This is a genomic window from Streptomyces sp. Isolate_45 (assembly GCF_024721315.2).
Lineage (GTDB): Bacteria > Actinomycetota > Actinomycetes > Streptomycetales > Streptomycetaceae > Streptomyces.
Genome location: NZ_JANFAK020000169.1, coordinates 1 through 16,754, shown reverse-complemented (window position 1 = coordinate 16,754; position 16,754 = coordinate 1). Strand labels below are relative to the sequence as shown.

The following is a 16,754-nucleotide window of genomic DNA, read 5'->3' as shown; positions in this document are numbered from 1 at the left end:
CTTTTTTTAATAGGTGTGATGTTCGTATCTGGCGCACGGCCCCGGGCGCCCGGCCCCTCCCGGGTCGGTCCCCGCACGGGACCGATCCGCGGCCCGGCCCTCAGGCGATGCCGGGCAGGCTCAGGTCCCACAGCCGGGCGGGCAGGTCCCGGCGTCGTTTGACCTGCAGCTTGCGGTAGATCCGGGTCAGGTGCTGTTCGACCGTGGACACGGTCACGTACAGCTTGGTGGCGATCTCCCGGTTGGTGTGTCCGCGCGCCGCGAGGAGCGCCACCCGGGCCTCCGCCTCGGACAGCACCTCGGCCTCGCTCGGCGGTTCCGCCTCGCGTCCGGTGACGGGGGCGGGCTCTCCGTCGCCCTGTCCCGGTGTGAACTCCTGGCACAGTGGCTGCGCCCCGCACGACTTGGCCACGTGCCAGGCCTTGCGGACGAGCATCCGGGCTCGGTTGAAGTCCCCCGCCGCCCGATAGGCGCTTCCCAACTCGCCTAGGCTTCTGGCCAGTTGGAGCCTGTCTTCGCCCTGTTCCAGGACTTCCACGGCCTCGGTGAGTCGCTTGAGGCGATAGCCGAGGTCGCCGCTGGTGCGGGCGAGCGCGAACAGCACGGGCCCTCGCGGCCGGCTGCCGGCCGGGCCCGTCTCACGCCGGCGCTGTTGCTCGACGTACTCCCGGGCCCGCGGCAAGTTGCCGATGGCCAGCCACGCCTCGGCGGCGTCCAGCCGCCACGGCACCGGCTCCGCGGCTTCCATGCCCCAGGCCTGCATCAGCTCGCCGCAGGTGAGGAAGTCGCGCAGGGCGGCGTGGTAGCGGCCGGTGGCGAGGTGGCAGCGGCCGCGGGCGCGCAGGTAGTGCAGCCCGGTCCGGGTTTCCAGCATCGTCTCGGGCACCGGTTGTTCGAGCAGGCCCATGGCCTCTTCGAGGTTGCCCATCCGGGTCTCGGCCTCGATGAGAACACCCAGCGGCAGGGCGATGCCCACGCCCCAACACGGCACGGATATCAGGGACATGGCCTGGCGGGCCTGGGCGGCGGCGCCCGGCAGGTCGCCCTGGCGCAGGGCGACCTCGGCCCTGACCGCGCCGAGGACGGCCTGCCAGGTCGGCGCGTTGCTGGTGGCGCACTCGCCGAGCAGCCGGTCGATCCAGGTGAGCGCGAGGTCGAGGCGGCCCGCGTAGACGAGGGCCAGTACGGCGAGGACGAGGGAGGTGAGGGTGCGGTCGCTGAGGTGGTAGCGCTGCAGGACCCGGGTGGCCTCGGCGACGGCCGCCTCGCCCTGGCCGCCGCGCAGCGCGGTCCGCATCGCCTCGGCGGCCGGGACGTGGGCGTCGTCGGGCATGTCGTGGGATGCGGCGCGGCCGTCGGCCGGCGCACGGGTGGCGTCGGGCGCGGTGGTGTCGGGGGCGGTGGTGTCGGGGGCTCCGGAGGGGGTGAAGACGTCCCGCACCGGAGGGCTGATCAGGGACAGCCAGTTCTGCGCGGCGGCGAGGGTGCCGGATTCGTAGACGAAGGGCCGGCCGGCGTTGCGGGCCTGGTCGGCGGCGGTCTGCAGGCCGTGTATCGCCTCGGCGGCCTGGCGGGCCTCGCCCATCCAGGCCAGGCAGGACACGGCGTGCAGGAGGTCCCGGTCGGTGAGCCGGCCGGCGCAGAATTCCCGGGACAGCTGTCGCAGGTGGCCCTCGGCGGCGGCCGGGCTGCTGCGCCAGACGATGCTGACGAGGCGGGACTTCAGGGCGGTGCGACGGGACCCCTCCGGGCACGAGTCGACGGCCAGTTCCCCGCACCGCAGCGCGAGTTGGGGATCGTCCTCGACGAGGGCGTACTCGGCGGCCTCCTGGAGGACGGGGATCGCCCACCCCTCCACCGGCTTGCGGGCGGCGAGGAGGTGCCGGGCGACGTCGAGGGCGGCCGCCCCTTCCTGGTGCAGCAGTCGCGCGGCGCGCTGGTGCAGCGCGGACAGCGCGCCGGGCGGGGTCGCGGTGAGTACGGCGGCGCGGGTCGCGGCCTCGCGGAACGCTCCGTCGCGCAGGATCCCGCACCGGCCCAGGTCCTGGAGCGCCAGTTCGGCGGTCTTGACGTGGACGTCGGTGATGCGGCTGAGCAGGGCGGGCGGGCAGGCGTCGCCGAGTACGGCGACGCCGCGGGCGACGGCCGGCATCTCGGGGTCGCCGCGGTGGAGGCAGTCGAGCACCGCACGCTCGAAGGTCTCGGCGGGGACGAACGGCTGGAACGGCTCACTGTCGCCCAGGGCGGCCAGGCCGTCCTCCAGCAGGGCCTTGACCAGCAAGGGGTTTCCGCCGGTGGCCTCCTGACAGTCGACGGACAGCCGCTGGGCGGCGGTGGAGAAGTGCCCGGCCAGGAGGCGGCCGATGCCGTCCGCGCTGAGCAGCGGCAGCCGGATGCTGGTGCAGTTGGGCTGGCGCTTGAGTTCGGCGTGGAAGTCGAGTTGGGCGGGCAGCAACCGGACGGCCTCGGTCAGCACGATGAGGACGCCCGCCTGCCGGACCCGTCGCGCCAGGCACAGCAGGAACGCGCGGGAGAGTTCGTCGCCGTGGTGGACGTCGTCGACGGCGATGACGACGGTTCGGCCGCGGGCGATCCGCAGGAGCGAGGCGCAGACGTGGGGCAGGACGCGCATACCGGCTTCGACGGCGCCCGCCGCGTCCTGGGCGCCCTCGGCCTCGGCGCTCACGCCGTCGAGGAGTGCGGTGGCCTCGGCGTGGACGGCCGGGTCCAGTGGCGCGGCGCTGTCGAGGATCCGGCGCAGGATCCCGAAGGGGAGGTAGCGCTCGGCTCGGGAGCCGGCTGCTTCCAGGACCAACGCCCCATCGGACAAGGCTTGTTCGGTGAAACACTCCAGCAGTGTCGTCTTCCCGCCGGCGATGGGCCCACTGATGACGGCGACGCGCCCGCGACCCCGGCGGGCACTGCCGAGCAGGTCGTTCAGCGTCTCCCACTCGTCTTCGCGCTCGACCAGCCTTGCCGCCACGGCCTCGTTCCCTTCCCCCGGAGCACCTGAGATTGCCCTGCACTGCACTGCGTCGTGCCTCCTCGCACCCCCGCCGGGCGGGCGGGGTGGTTCCGGGCACCGCGGGGCGGATCGGCCGGCCCTCCGTGCGGGGAGGGATGCCGGCCCGGCCCCGGGTGCCGTACGTCCGTACGCCGCCGGGTGGGCCGCCGGTCGTGCGGCCCACCCGGCGTGCGGCTCAGCCCTTCCGGATGGGGGCCGCCGCGAGCTCGTCGGAAATAATCTTCAAGACCCGCGCCTGGTGGTTGGCGAGAAAGAAATGTCCGCCGGGAAAACGGTGGATGTCGAATTCTCCGCCGGTGTGACCTTCCCAGGCCTCGGCCTCCTCCGCGCTGGTGCGGGGGTCGGACTCGCCGGTCAGCACGGTGACGGGGGCTTTCACCGTTTCCCCGGGCTCGGCCCGGTAGTTCTCGATCGCCGTGTAGTCGCTCCGAATGGCGGGAAGTACCATCCGCAGGATCTCCTCATCGCCGAGAATGGCCGAGTTGGTTCCACTGAGCTCGCGCATTTCGGCCACGATGCCGTCGTCATCGCGCAGGTGAACGGATTCATGGCGGAAACTCGACGGTGAGCGGCGTCCGGAGGCGAAGATGCGCACCGGGCTCACACCGTGGTCGCGTTCCAGCCGGCGCGTCACCTCGAAGGCCAGGATGGCGCCCATGCTGTGGCCGAACAGAGCCACGGGCCGATCGAGCCAGGGCAGGAGTGCCCTGGTCAGAGCGTCGGCATAGACGCCGATGTCGGTGATCCCCGGCTCGTGCCGGCGGTCCTGACGTCCGGGGTACTGAACGCTCAGGACGTCCACTCCCGGGGCCAGGGCCTGGGACATGGGGAAGTAGAAGGAGGCGGATCCACCGGCGTGCGGGAGGCAAACCAGTCGGATCGGGCTTTCGTCCGCGGCGTGATAGCGGCGGATCCAGCCGTCGGCATTCTGCTTGTCGATCAAGGGATGAAAACTCCGTGTTCCAGTCCGGAAGTAGCACATGAACTCGACGAGTCGAGCCCCTTTACGGCTTCCGCACACGCGTTCCGTTGCTCTATGTCTAGCAGAGAGCCAATCTCGCCAGTACCCCTAGGTTTGTCACCGCCCGGACCCCTATGGCGGCCGAAAATCGCTCTCCCGCTCCCCCCGCAGGCCGAAACCGTTCGCAATTCAACTGTTGATCACGGAATGACCTTCCCGGGCGTCGCCGGTCCCGCCACGGTGAGGGTGCACGTGCCCGAACCGTCCCCGCATCGGCGTTCCAGCCGGCCGCGGGAAATGGTCTGGGCCAGGCCGACCATCCAGCAGGTGGGGCAACCGCGGAAGGCGATGAGGGCCAACGGCGCCGCGAGCAGGGCGACCGGGCCGACGACGGGCACCAGGGCGATCGACCCGCCGATCAACCCGAACCCGATCGCGCCGCGCACCAGGTGGCGCGGCACGGACCTGCTGGCGAAATCCGGCCCGGCCGGCTCGGATCGGGTGGTGGCCGGGACCCTCTCGGACCGCTCGGGCTTCACGATGTTCACGGTCGCGCCTCTCCTCCGTCTTGTGGGTCGATCGCTCGACCGGGTGTCCTGTCGCCGGCGGCCGCCCGTCCGGTTGCCCGCCCGATTGGCCGGTCGGTTGCCCGTCCGGTCGCCGGGTCGGTTGCCAGTGATTGACGCACTGTCGCGCGCGCCCTGTGCAGCCGCGACTTCATCGCGGCGTCGCTGAGGCCGAGCGAGCGGGCCACGGCCTTACCGGGCAGGCCCCGCACGTCCCGCATGATCAGGACCTGTCGCTGGTCGCGGGGAAGGGCACTGACCGCGGCCGCGATCCGTGCCGCCTCCAGCCCGTGCAGCACCTCCTCCTCGGCGGACGGTTCCACGGACGCCTCCGGCTCGGCCGCCGACGCCTCCGCCCCGCGCGGGACGAGAAGTCGTACCTGCCGGAGGCACTCGTTGCGCACGATCCGGAACATCCACGAGGCGAGCGCGCCCGCGGCCCGCAGGGTGCCGATCTTCCGGTACAGGATGATCAGCGCCTCCTGCGCCGCGTCCTCGGCGTCCTGCGGCGAGGCACAGAGCGAGAAGGCGAATTTGCGCACGTGGGGCTGCGATTCCATGACGACCGTGGTCAGCGATGTGACGTCACCGTCCTGAGCGGCCTTGATCAGCCGGTCGTCCGGCCAACGGAAACGTTGGTTCATATACTCCTCACATCCGCCGGATGCCGCCGCGCGCGGGCGCAGCTCAGGCTCCGCTCCGGTAGCGCCGCAGCAGGTGCCAACCGCACGCGCCCACGAGCAGGGCTCCGACCACTACGAGGACGGTGATCATCATTGACGTTCCTCCCGTTTCCGCCGGCACGTTCGACCGGCACACACACAAGAGGGGAGAAGACCCGAAGAGGATTCACTTCCGGCCCAACTTTTTTCGAACGGGCACGGTCGGGCGGGTACGGCCCCGCCCGGCCCCGGACGCCCCGGCCCCCGCCCCGGCCGTCACGGGCACGCGGGAGTGCCGCGCCCGCCGGTACCCGACAGGGCGCCGGCGAGCGCCTACGGCAGGAAACGGCCTACGCGCCGACCGGGGAGGGGCTCCGGGGGTCGGCCGGGCGGGGCACGAAGACCGGGGAGTCCGACTGGTAGAAGAGGTCGATGTCGGCCTCCTCACCGCCGACGATCAAGGTGTCCCAGGCGCCGCTCTCCCGCAGGGTGCGCAGGGTCGCGGGAGCGATCGCGGCCAGGTGCGAACGCAGTTCCCCGTCCGTCGGCAGGCCCGGCATCCGGGACGCCAACCGTTCGCGGATCTCGACCATCCGCTCCAGCAACGCCTCCAGGTCGCCCCCGTCCGCCGCTCCGCCCGGACCTCCTCCCGGGCCGCCGGGGCCGGACCCGGCCCCGGACCCGCCGGGGGCCTCCGCGCCGCGCGCGATGATGTCCCTGATGGCACGGGTGACACCCTGCTCGTCCGTGGTCACCATGGCGTTCCACGCCCGGCTCTTGTGCCGGTACTGGAGCATGGACATCGCCGCCTCGTGGCGGATGAAGTCGGCGTCCCGCAGCGGCTTGCCCCGCCAGGCGCGGCTGAGCGAGCGGGCCAGCGAAGTCGCCGATGCCAGGCCGCTGTTGAGGCCGCGACCCGGCCAGAAGTGGATGGCGTTGGCGGCGTCGCCCAGCAGGAAGCCGTAGGTGCCGGGGCTGGTCGCGGTCGGCCGGTGCAACTGCGCGGTGAACCTGGGGCGTTGCACCATGTCCAAGCGGAACGAGGTGATCGCCGACAAGTCGTCCTCGGCCACCCCGAACAGGCGCAGGCCCTGCCGGATCTCCTTCCACAACGGGGAGCCGCGCAGCAGGGCGGGCAGGAAGAGGGTGCCGTGGGTGGGGCAACGGAACTCGTTGTCCTCCTCCTGCCGGCTCATCAGGCAGGGGCGGGCGGCTATGCACTCCTCGAAGACGTGACGGACCGGGTCGATGCCGATGACGTTCTTGGCCTCCTCGCGGGTGAGCCGCATGTTCAGGAAGCCCTCGCCCCGGAGGGAGTTGAGGAGGAAGCGGTTCTGCGACACCGTGAGCAGCACGCTCATCGGGTCCGGCAGCTGCGACTTGACGCGCAGCCCCAGGACGACGTCCTGGAGGTGCTCGCCGTCGAGGGAGTAGATCGAGGCGTCGGCCGCGCCGAAGCGGTCGGCGTAGTGCTCACGGGTGCGGGAGCGACCGCCCTCGCAGACCACCAGGACGTGCTCCTGGGTGAGCCGGTTCTGTTGCTCCGCCACGTCGAAACGCTTGGGGACGAGTCGGATCGCCGGTTTGCGGTTCGCCAGGTCCAGCAACCGGTCCTCGATGTGGGCGATCCGGATGTTGCGGGGCGGGCGGCCGTCGACCGAGTCCGGTCCGACGGGCCACATCTCGGAGTACTGGCCCTCGTCGTCGAACAACGCGGAGAGCACCTCGTCGGGCAGGGCGAGGTACTGCCTGCTCTGGACCGTCACCACCTGTTGGCGGCGGAAGTTGCCCTGCGTCTCGTCCTTCCAGACGACCTCGGAACCCCTCCTGGTCCAGCGGCCGTCGTAGAGGGTGATGGCCGTTCGGCCGGGCAACATCCCGTCGAGCGCCAGGGCGAAGGCGAGGCCCACCGGACCGCCGCCCGTGATGGTGACCCGCAGCGTTCCGGGGTCCGCGGCGCTCGCCCGGGGGACGTCCAGGAGGGAGAGGTCCATGACCGTCTCCAGGGCGTCCTGCGCCTCGTAGAGAAACGTTTCGTCACCGATCCTGATGCAGTCGCTCGGGCGCAGGACATGCCGTTGGACGCGCTGATCGTTGACGAACGTGCCGTTGCGGCTGTCCCGGTCGTAGAGGACGAACCCCGCGTCCTCCGCGAGGACCTCGGCGTGCAGCCGGGAGGCACTGGGGCTGACGATCACGACGCCGTTGTCGCTCTTGCGCCCGAAGCTGAGGGGCTCGATGCCCAGAACCACGCTCTGCCCGGTGAAGGGACCCGTGCGCCCAACGATGACCGATGGCACTCCACACTCCTTGAGAAAGACGCCTGCTGACCTCGTACGACAGCAACACGCCCCCGCGAAGGTGTTCGGTTCAACCAATCCTTGAAAACTTTCGCGCACCGTTGAACCGGAGGACCCGGTCCGTACGTGATGTCTCGCGTCGGCCGGCGACCAAAGGGAGAACTGCCCCCATGCACAACGAGGAATCCGATACCGGGACCGTGACGGAGACCGCGCTCGTGTCCGCCACCACGGCGACCACCACGGCGACCACATCGGGCACGGCGGCGACGGCCGACACACGGGTCACGGCGGTCACGACGGGTACGGCGAGCACGGCCCCGCCCGCCGCCGCCCCGCCCGCGCCGGGCGGGGACCGGCTCGTCGCGGGCCGCTACCGGCTGCTGTCGCGGCTCGGCGAGGGCGGCATGGGCACCGTATGGCGCGCCCGCGACGAGACCCTGCACCGGGAGGTCGCCGTCAAGGAGGTCCGGGCGCCGGGAGGTCTGTCGGCCGACGCCATCGCCCGGATGTACAGCCGGTTGGAACGGGAGGCGTGGGCGGCCGCCCGGATACCCGACCGCAACGTGGTGACGGTCCACGACGTGGTCATGGAGGACGACCGGCCCTGGATCGTGATGGAACTGATCCGCGGGCAGTCGCTGGCCGATCTGCTGCGCGCCGAGGGCCCGCTCACGCCGCGGCACGCCGCGCACATCGGCGCGGAGGTGCTGAGCGCGCTGCGCGCCGCGCACGCCGTCGGGGTGGAGCACCGTGACGTGAAGCCGGCGAACGTGCTGCTCGCCGAGGACGGCCGGGTGGTGCTCAGTGACTTCGGCATCGCGGTGGTCGAGGGCAGCACCGCGCTCACCATGACCGGCGAGGTGGTCGGCTCCCCCGAGTACCTGCCGCCGGAGCGGGCGTTGGGCCGCCCCTCGGGCCCCGAGTCGGACCTGTGGTCCCTCGGTGTGATGCTGTACGCGGCCGTGGAGGGGATCTCCCCGTTCCGGCAGGACACGGCGCTGAGCACCCTGCGGGCCGTCGTGGACGAGGAACCGCCGGCGCCGGTCCGGGCCGGCCCGCTCGCCCCGGTCATCGCCGGGCTGCTCCGCAAGGAGCCCGCCGAGCGGACCCCCGCCGCCCGCGTCACCGAAGCCCTGCGGGACATCGCGCACGAGCCGGACGCCACCACGGCCGCGGCCCGCGTCCTGCCGGCCCCCGTCCCCGCGGCGGAACCCGCCACGGCGGCGACGACGCCCACCACCACGACGGACCCGACGACGGAGCCCGCTGCGGCCGTACCGACGGTACCGACCGCGTCCGCCCCGGCGAAGGCCCCGGCCGCGACGCCCGCGGACCCGGCCCGGCCCCGCAAGCGCCGTACGGCACTCTTCGCCGCGGCCGGCGCGACCGCGTGCGTACTGATCGCCGGCGGCGTGGCCCTCGCACTGACCGACGGCGACGGGGATGGCGCCGCCGCCGGTTCGGGCGTACGGATGTCGGTGGCCGGCGCGAACACCACCTACACCGGTGGCTGCCCCACCCCCGAAGGCCGGGCCCCGGCCTTCACCGCGACGTTCACCGCATCCGAGCCGACCCTGATCTCCTACCGCTGGGTGTCCGGTGACGGCTCGGTGGTGGACCCGCACTGGCGGACCATGTCGATCGGTTCCAAGGACAACCCCACGGGCCACGACACCGTGCGCCTGACGACCTGGGCGAAGGCGGGCAACCTGACCACCGGAATGGCCGTGGAACTCCAGAGCCCCACCCGCACCACCTCCAACCCGGTCCCCTTCTCCATCACCTGCACCGGCTGATCGACCCGCTCCGCGATGACCCGGCCGGGCAACCGCCCGACCGGGTACACCTCACTCCCCGGCGTCGATGGCGGGCCGGCGCACCTCGATCTCCGCGCCGGTCTGCTTGAACGATTCCGCCGACACCGCGACCAGCACCGCGTCCCGATGGAAGTCCCGCGCGTTCGTCGATCCGCAGCTGATCATCGTGGAGATCAGCTTGGTCCGGGTCCGCTCCACGTTGTCGTACAGGCTGCCGGCGTAGGGCACGTAGCCGTCGACGCCCTCCTCGAAGACCATCCGCCCGCCCTGGCCGTAGCGGGCCGCGTTCTGTGCCCGCCGTGATCCCTCACCCCAGTACTCCTTGTACCACTGGCCGCCGATCTGCAGCTTCCGCGACGGGCTCTCGTCGAGCCGGGCGAAGTAGCGGCCGAGCATGATGAAGTCCGCGCCCATGGCCAGGGCCATCGCCATGTGGGAGTCGTTGAGCAGGCCGCCGTCGCAGCACAGCGGCACGTACACGCCGGTTTCCCGGGCGTAGGCGTCGCGGGCCTCGACCACGTCGAGCAGCGCGGAGGCCTGCCCGCGGCCGATGCCCTTCTGCGCCCGCGTGGTGCAGATGGCGCCGCCGCCGATCCCGACCTTCACGAACGCCGCGCCCGCGTCGGCCAGGTAGCGGAAGGCCCGCCCGTCGACGACGTTGCCCGCACCGACGAAGACGTCGTCCCCGTACTGTTCGCGCGCGAACTCCAGTGTCCTGCGCTGGAATTCGGAATAGCCGTCCGAGGAGTCCAGGCACAGCACGTCCGCGCCGGCCTCCACCAGGGCCGGAATGCGGTCCTTGTAGTCCCGGGAGTTGATGCCGGCGCCCACGCGCAGCCGCTTCTCGCCGTCCACGGTCGCGCGGTGGTAGGTCTTGTGGGCCTGGTAGTCCCTCTTGAGGACCAGGGAGACGACCCGGTCGTCCTCGACCACCGGCAGCACGTCCAGATGGTGCCGCCAGATCAGCTCGTTGGCCTCGGACAGGGAGACCGAGGCGGGCGCGGTGACCAGGCCGGCACGCTCACGCATCCGGTTGCCGACGCTCTCGTAGGCGCCGTGGCGCTCCAGGTGGAAGTCGTCGAGCCCGATGATCCCGAGGAACTCTCCGTCCGGTTCACCGGTCTTCGTGACGACCGCCACGCCCTGCTCGGCATCGGACAACTGCCGGGTCACCTCGCCGAGATGCGTGTCCGGAGCCACGGTGACCTCGCCGGCCCGGAAGCCGGCCTTGTGCCGCTTCACCGCCCGCACGTCCGCGGCCTGGTCCTCGACCGGCTGGTTCTGGTGGATGAAGGACAGCCCGCCGACCTGCGCCAGCGCCACCGCCAGCTTCGGTGAGGACACGGCCTGCATGATGGCGCTCACCATGGGCGTGGCGATCCGTACGCCCGGCTCCTCGCCGACCCGGTGACGCACCAGCGCCGCTGCGAGGTCCACGTTGTCCGGCGTGCAGTCCGCTGTGGTCAGGCCCGGGATGAGGAGGTACTCGCTCAGCGTGCGGGAGATCTCGGGGAGGAATTTCACGTCGTCTCCAAAAAGGAGCCTGCCGACCGGTACCGGTGCGTTGGCGAGGCTCGTGCGGGCGGTGCGGCCGTTGCAGGCCGATGGCCCACTGCGGAAGGCCCGGCTCTCCGGTATCCATCGGGAGCGGGCACGCCCGCGGGCCGTGCTCGCGTGGGGCCGAGATCGATGGCGAGGGCACCACGGACCCGACCGGCACGGTGCTGCACAGGCGCTGACTTCGATGACGCCATGCGCGATGCTACCGCACCGAACCTGTGCCCCCACCAGGGCGGGAACGGGCGACCGGACGGCGCATCTCCCTTCACCGGACGGCCATTTGGTGTCGATCACCCCTGTACGGTCGGGGCACCGGACCGGTGGGCCGTGCGGCGCCGGCCGCGGAGGCGAACGAGGAGGGGGCACGGTGACGGAGCCGTTGATGGGGATCGCGCTGCTCCTCGGTGTGGTCGCCGCGGGAGCGGGCATGGTGGTCCTCGTCGTGACGCTGAACAGCCCCTCGCCGACTCCCCTCAGGTGGTGTGCGGTCCTCCCCCTGGTCCTCGCTCCTTCGGCGGCGGCCGTGTACTGCTACGGCTGGTTGTCCGTTCGCCTGGGGGGCCCGTTCCCCGAGTTGTGCGAGGACCGGAACGCCTCCGGCGCCGGATTGGCGGGCATCGCGCAGGAGGGGTGGCCGCTTCGCAACGCCTGCGTCTACTCCGACGGCTCGACGGTGGAGCACGTCTCCCCGTCGATCACCGTGCTGGTCTGCGTGCTCGCCGGCCTCGCCGTCGTCCTGACCTGCGCCGCGGCCTACCTGCGCGGGCGGGCCCGGCGCTCTGCCGGGGGAACCGCCGTTCGCCTCCCGTGATCCGGTGGGGCGCACGACCCGGGGGCCCGACGAAGGCGCCCCCGGGCCGGCCCCGCGCCGTCGCCGGACGTCAGCCGAACAGCGGGATGATGTCGGATCCGTACGCGTCGATGGTGGCCTCCCGCGCGTCGTGCATGTCGTAGACGGCGAACTGGTCGACGCCCAGGGCGCGCAGGGCGCGCAGTTTCTCGATGTGGGCCTCGGCCGGGCCCAGCAGGCAGAACCTGTCGACGATCTCGTCGGGGACGAAGTCGGCCGACGGGTTCCCGGCGCGGCCGTGGTGGCTGTAGTCGTAGCCCTGGCGGGACTTGACGTACTCGGTGAGTTCCTCGGGGACCATCGAGGAGTGCTCGCCGTAGCGGGAGACGAGGTCGGCGACGTGGTTGCCGACCATCCCGCCGAACCAGCGGCACTGGTCGCGGGCGTGCGCCAGGGCCTCGGCCGAGTCGTCAGCCGTGACGTAGGCCGGGGCCGCTACGCAGATGGTGATGGACGCCGGGTCGCGGCCCGCCTCGGTCGCGGCCTGCCGTACGGCCTTGACCATCCACTCGGTGAGGTAGAGGTCGGCGAGCTGGAGGATGAACCCGTCGGCCTTCCGGCCGGTCAATGCGAGGGCCTTCGGCCCGTACGCGGCCATCCAGACGGGCAGCTTCCCCTCCCGGATCCAGGGGATGCGGAGCGGTTTGCCGTCGACCTGCGCCTCGCGGCCCTCGGCGAGGTCGCGGATGACGTCGATGGCCTCCCCGAGCCGGGCCAGGGTGTTCGGCGCCCGGCCGGCGACCCGCATCGCGGAGTCGCCCCGGCCGATGCCGCAGACCGTCCGGTTGCCGTACATGTCGTTGAGGGTGGCGAAGGTGGAGGCGGTCACCTCCCAGGTGCGGGTGCCCGGGTTGGTGACCATCGGACCTACGTGGAGCCGCTGGGTGTTGGCGAGGATCTGGCTGTAGATGACGAACGGTTCCTGCCACAGCACGGCCGAGTCGAAGGTCCAGCCGTAGCGGAACCCGTTGCGTTCGGCGCGCTTCATCAGGCTGACGACCTGGGAGGCGGGCGGGTCGGTTTGCAGGACTAGGCCGAAGTCCATGGCGGGACTCTCCTTACAGGTACTGGCAGGTGGAGCGGTGGACGAAGGCCCCGTGGCCGGCCCGGCCGGTGTACTCGCGCCGGTCGATGACGAGTTCGCCGCGCGAGAGGACCGTGTCGACGCGTCCGGTGATCCGCCTGCCCTCGTACGCCGAGTAGTCCACGTTCATGTGGTGCGTCTCGGCGGAGATGACCTGCTCGGCGTGCGGATCGTAGAGGACGATGTCGGCGTCGGAGCCCGGCGCGATGGTGCCCTTCTGCGGGTAGAGGCCGAACATCCGGGCCGGGGTCGCGCAGGCGATCTCGATCCAGCGGCGGCGGCTGATGTGCCCGTCCAGGACGGCCTGGTGGAGGAGGTCCATGCGGTTCTCCACCCCCGGCAGCCCGTTGGGAATCTTGGAGAAGTCCCCGCGCCCCAGCTCCTTCTGGCCGCGGAAGCAGAACGGACAGTGGTCGGTGGAGACCACCTGGAGGTCGTTCGTGCGCAGCCCCCGCCACAGCGCGGCCTGGTGCTCGCGCGGGCGCAGCGGGGTGGAGCAGACGTACTTGGCGCCCTGGAAGTCGGGCTCGGCGAGGTTGTCGGTGGACAGGAACAGGTACTGCGGGCAGGTCTCCCCGAAGACGGGCAGGTCCATGTCGCGGGCCGCGGCCAACTCGGCGACCGCCTCCTCGGCGGAGACGTGCACCACGTACAGCGGGGAGCCGGCCACCCGGGCGAGTTGGATCGCCCGGTGGGTGGCCTCCGCCTCCAGGAGGACCTTGCGCACCTCGCCGTGGTGGCGGGGGTCGGTCTCGCCGCGGGCCAGGGCCTGTTCGACGAGCACGTCGATCGCGATGCCGTTCTCGGCGTGCATCATGATCAGCCCGCCGTTGCCGGAGGCCCGCTGCATGGCCCGCAGGATCTGCCCGTCGTCGGAGTAGAAGACGCCGGGGTACGCCATGAACAGCTTGAACGAGCTGACGCCCTCCTCGACGAGGAGGTCCATCTCCTTGAGGGTGCCCTCGTTGACGTCCGAGAGGATCATGTGGAAGGCGTAGTCGATCGCGCAGTTGCCGTCGGCCTTGGCGTACCAGGTGTCGAGGCCCTCGCGAAGGGAGCGGCCCACGCTCTGCACGGCGAAGTCGACGATGGTGGTGGTGCCGCCCCAGGCCGCGGCGCGGGTCCCGGTCTCGAAGGTGTCCGAGGCGGCGGTGCCGCCGAAGGGGAGTTCCATGTGGGTGTGCGCGTCGACGCCGCCCGGGATGACGTACTTGCCGGCCGCGTCGATGGTGCGGTCGGCCGTCCAGGCCCGGGCGGCGTCCGAGCCGTGTGCGGCGAGCGCCGCCACCCGGCCGTCCTCGATGAGGACGTCCGCGTGGAGCTCGTCGGCGGCGGTGACGACCAGTCCGCCGCGAATCAGGGTGCGGATGCTCATGTGAATCCCCCTACGTGATGCTGCGGAGCGCCTGTTCGAGGATGGCGGCGCCCTCTTCCGCCTCGGCGACGGTGAGGGACAGCGGCGGCGCGACGCGCAGCACGCTCGTGTCGTGGCCGCCTCCCTTGCCGAGCAGCAGGCCGCCCGCGCGGGCGGCCTCCAGGACGGTCGCGGCGGCGTCCGGGGCGGCCCGGTCGGTGCCGGGTTCGGTCAGTTCCAGTCCGGCCATCAGGCCGCGGCCGCGGACCTCCCGTACGGCGGGCACGTGGGCGGCGACGGCGCGCAGCCGTTCCAGGAGCAGGCCGCCGACGCGGCGGGCGTTGCCCTGGAGGTCGTGATCCAGCAGGTAGGAGAGGTTGGCGAGGCCGGCGGCCATGGTGATCGGGGAGCCGCCGAAGGTGGAGATCGAGTTGGCGTCGAGGCAGTTCATCACCTCGGGCCGGGCGACGACGCCGCCGATGGACATGCCGTTGCCGATGCCCTTGGCGAAGGTGAGGATGTCCGGCGGGCCGTTCTGGCCGTGGGCCTGCCAGCCCCAGAAGTGTTCGCCGGTGCGGCCCCAGCCGGTCTGGACCTCGTCGCTGATCCACAGGATGCCGTGCCGGTCGAGTACCTCGCGGAACGCCCCGTACAGCCCGTCGGGCGGGGAGGTGAAGCCGCCGACGCCCTGGATGGGCTCCGCGATGAGCGCGGCCACTCCCCCGCGGGCCTGTCCGAGCACGTCCTCCAGGTCGGCGACGGCCGCCGCGGTGAACTCGGCGTCGGGCAGCGCCGCGAAGGGGCCCCGGGAGCGGACGGCGCCGTGCACGTAGTACGTCTGGAGCGGCGAGAGGCTCGTCGGGGACCAGCCGCGGTTGCCGGTGATCGAGACGGTGGAGAAGGACCGGCCGTGGTAGCTGTTGCGCATGGCCAGGATCTGGTTGGAGCGGCGGTACGTCGTCGCGAGCAGCAGGGCGGCGTCGTTGGCCTCGGTGCCGGAGGTGGTGAAGAAGACCCGGGCGTCGGGGATGCCGGACAGGGCGGCGACCCGTTCGGCCAGCTCGATCATCGGCCGGTTCAGGTACAGCGTCGACGAGTGGATGATCCGGCCGGCCTGTTCGGAGACGGCCTTGGTCACCTCGGGCAGGGCGTGTGCGGTCATCGTGGTGAGGATGCCGCCGAAGAAGTCGAGGTAGCGGTTGCCGTCGGCGTCCCAGACGTGGCGGCCCTCGCCGTGCGTGAGCTCGATGGGGCGGTCGTAGTACAGCGCGAGCCAGTCGGGCATGACGGTGCGGTGGCGGCTGTGCAGGGGGATGGGGTTGGTCACGGCTGTACGAGCCCTCCGTAGGCGTCGGGGCGACGGTCGCGGTAGAAGGCCCACTGGTCGCGGACCTCCTTGATCAGGTCGAAGTCGAGGTCGCGGATGAGGAGTTCCTCCTCCTTGTCGCTGGCGACGTCGCCGACGAACTTGCCCCGCGGGTCGACGAAGTAGCTGGTGCCGTAGAAGTCGTTGTCGCCGTACTCCTCGCGGCCGACGCGGTTGATCGCGGCGATGAAGTACTCGTTGGCGACCGCGGAGGCGGGCTGTTCCAGCTGCCACAGGTGGGCGGAGAGGCCCCGGTGGGTGGCGGACGGGTTGTATACCAACTGGGCTCCGGCCAGGCCCAGCTGACGCCATCCCTCGGGGAAGTGTCGGTCGTAGCAGATGTAGACGCCCACCCGGCCGACGGCCGTGTCGAAGACGGGCCAGCCGAGGTTGCCCGGGCGGAAGTAGTACTTCTCCCAGAAGCCCTTGACCTGGGGGATGTGGTGCTTTCGGTACTTGCCGAGGTAGCTGCCGTCGGCGTCGATGACGGCGGCGGTGTTGTAGTAGAAGCCCTCGGATTCCAGCTCGAAGACCGGTACGACGATCACCATGCCGGTCTCGCGGGCCAGCTCCTGCATCCGGCGGACGGTGGGGCCGTCGGGGACGGCCTCGGCCCAGCGGTAGTGCTCGGGCTCCTGCACCTGGCAGAAGTAGGGGGCGTTGAACACTTCCTGGAAGCCGATGATCCGCGCACCCTGGGCAGCCGCCGCGCGGGCGTGCTCCTCGTGCTTGGCGATCATCGACTCGGTGTCGCCGGTCCAGGTGGCCTGGACGAGTGCGGCGCGGACGACTTGGGCCATGAGCTGCTCCTCGCGACGGGAACGCCGACTTCTACGCACGTAGACGGGGTGCGTAGGGAGTCGAAGGTAGGCCGCGTCCAAGCTCGGGGCAAGACCGCCGTGCGCAGTTGGAGTAGTCGATCAAGTTACGTCGCCACACGGTCGTTTACGGTCGACAGGCGGGCGGATCAGGCACCGGGGAGTCCGGCCACCCTCAGGGCGTGCGCCAGGTCCCGGTGCCTGGTGCCGGGCTGGGAGCGGGCCGCGTGCAGCAGCCGGGGCACGAACCAGCCGGGGTCCCTACGGGCGAGAGCGGCGGCCTCCTCGGCGGTGCGCAGTCCGACGAAGGCCCCGAGCAGGGCGTGGGCCTCGCGCTCGCGGCCCGCGACCCCGAGGGCGAGCGCGGCGTCGGCCACCTCGGCGGCGG

General features: G+C 71.6%; 12 protein-coding genes and 1 pseudogene. 2 read left to right on the top strand and 11 right to left on the bottom strand.

Features of this window, described 5'->3' with window-relative positions:
• Positions 1-100 precede the first annotated feature (100 nt).
• The 5 genes from NOD94_RS34260 to NOD94_RS34240 all read right to left on the bottom strand — a co-directional run bounded on the left by NOD94_RS34260 (position 101) and on the right by NOD94_RS34240 (position 7,514).
• Positions 101-2,983, bottom strand: a complete 2,883-nt coding sequence (locus NOD94_RS34260; protein ID WP_281210102.1) for a LuxR family transcriptional regulator — start codon at positions 2,981-2,983, stop codon at positions 101-103.
• A gap of 217 nt (positions 2,984-3,200) precedes the next feature.
• Positions 3,201-3,968, bottom strand: a complete 768-nt coding sequence (locus tag NOD94_RS34255; RefSeq protein WP_281210101.1) for an alpha/beta fold hydrolase — start codon at positions 3,966-3,968, stop codon at positions 3,201-3,203.
• Positions 3,969-4,186: 218 nt separating this feature from the next.
• Complete coding sequence (locus NOD94_RS34250) at positions 4,187-4,525, bottom strand: hypothetical protein (protein ID WP_281210104.1); 339 nt, start codon at positions 4,523-4,525, stop codon at positions 4,187-4,189.
• A gap of 5 nt (positions 4,526-4,530) precedes the next feature.
• Positions 4,531-5,196 (bottom strand): RNA polymerase sigma factor, encoded by a 666-nt coding sequence (locus NOD94_RS34245; RefSeq protein WP_281210100.1) that lies wholly within the window; start codon positions 5,194-5,196, stop codon positions 4,531-4,533.
• 368 nt (positions 5,197-5,564) lie between these two features.
• Positions 5,565-7,514 carry an FHA domain-containing protein gene (locus NOD94_RS34240; protein WP_281210098.1) on the bottom strand — a complete coding sequence of 650 codons (1,950 nt, stop codon included), beginning with the start codon at positions 7,512-7,514 and terminating at the stop codon, positions 5,565-5,567.
• Between the two features lie 170 nt (positions 7,515-7,684).
• On the opposite strand from NOD94_RS34240, the gene NOD94_RS34235 reads away from it, so the two are divergent.
• Positions 7,685-9,313: a serine/threonine-protein kinase gene (locus NOD94_RS34235; protein ID WP_281210097.1), complete on the top strand. Its 1,629-nt coding sequence runs from the start codon at positions 7,685-7,687 to the stop codon at positions 9,311-9,313.
• A gap of 51 nt (positions 9,314-9,364) precedes the next feature.
• Here NOD94_RS34235 and NOD94_RS34230 read toward each other — a convergent pair whose 3' ends face one another.
• Entirely contained in the window at positions 9,365-10,858 is a 1,494-nt protein-coding gene (locus NOD94_RS34230) for an IMP dehydrogenase (protein ID WP_281210096.1), read from the bottom strand.
• Positions 10,859-11,261: 403 nt separating this feature from the next.
• Between NOD94_RS34230 and NOD94_RS34225 the strand changes: the two genes are divergently transcribed.
• A complete protein-coding gene (locus NOD94_RS34225; protein ID WP_281210095.1) occupies positions 11,262-11,705 on the top strand; it encodes a hypothetical protein in 444 nt (147 codons plus the stop codon).
• Positions 11,706-11,775: 70 nt separating this feature from the next.
• Here NOD94_RS34225 and NOD94_RS34220 read toward each other — a convergent pair whose 3' ends face one another.
• The 5 genes and pseudogenes from NOD94_RS34220 to NOD94_RS34200 form a co-directional block, all read right to left on the bottom strand.
• The gene (locus NOD94_RS34220; protein ID WP_281210094.1) at positions 11,776-12,789 is read right to left on the bottom strand and encodes a TIGR03842 family LLM class F420-dependent oxidoreductase; all 1,014 of its coding nucleotides are present in this window, start codon (positions 12,787-12,789) and stop codon (positions 11,776-11,778) included.
• A 13-nt stretch (positions 12,790-12,802) separates the two neighbouring features.
• Positions 12,803-14,203, bottom strand: a complete 1,401-nt coding sequence (hydA, locus tag NOD94_RS34215; protein ID WP_281210093.1) for a dihydropyrimidinase — start codon at positions 14,201-14,203, stop codon at positions 12,803-12,805.
• A 10-nt stretch (positions 14,204-14,213) separates the two neighbouring features.
• A complete protein-coding gene (locus NOD94_RS34210) occupies positions 14,214-15,467 on the bottom strand; it encodes an aspartate aminotransferase family protein (RefSeq protein WP_281210103.1) in 1,254 nt (417 codons plus the stop codon).
• 38 nt (positions 15,468-15,505) lie between these two features.
• Positions 15,506-16,348, bottom strand: a complete 843-nt coding sequence (locus tag NOD94_RS34205) for a nitrilase-related carbon-nitrogen hydrolase (RefSeq protein WP_281210092.1) — start codon at positions 16,346-16,348, stop codon at positions 15,506-15,508.
• 167 nt (positions 16,349-16,515) lie between these two features.
• Positions 16,516-16,754: pseudogene (locus NOD94_RS34200) on the bottom strand (hypothetical protein); the annotation flags it as partial.

Coding starts and splice junctions, on each gene's coding strand:
- NOD94_RS34205 (WP_281210092.1), bottom strand. CDS start 16,348: ATGGCCCAAGTCGTCCGCGCCGCACTCGTCCAGGCCACCTGGACCGGC.
- NOD94_RS34235 (WP_281210097.1), top strand. CDS start 7,685: ATGCACAACGAGGAATCCGATACCGGGACCGTGACGGAGACCGCGCTC.
- NOD94_RS34210 (WP_281210103.1), bottom strand. CDS start 15,467: ATGCCCGACTGGCTCGCGCTGTACTACGACCGCCCCATCGAGCTCACG.
- NOD94_RS34220 (WP_281210094.1), bottom strand. CDS start 12,789: ATGGACTTCGGCCTAGTCCTGCAAACCGACCCGCCCGCCTCCCAGGTC.
- NOD94_RS34245 (WP_281210100.1), bottom strand. CDS start 5,196: ATGAACCAACGTTTCCGTTGGCCGGACGACCGGCTGATCAAGGCCGCT.
- hydA (WP_281210093.1), bottom strand. CDS start 14,203: ATGAGCATCCGCACCCTGATTCGCGGCGGACTGGTCGTCACCGCCGCC.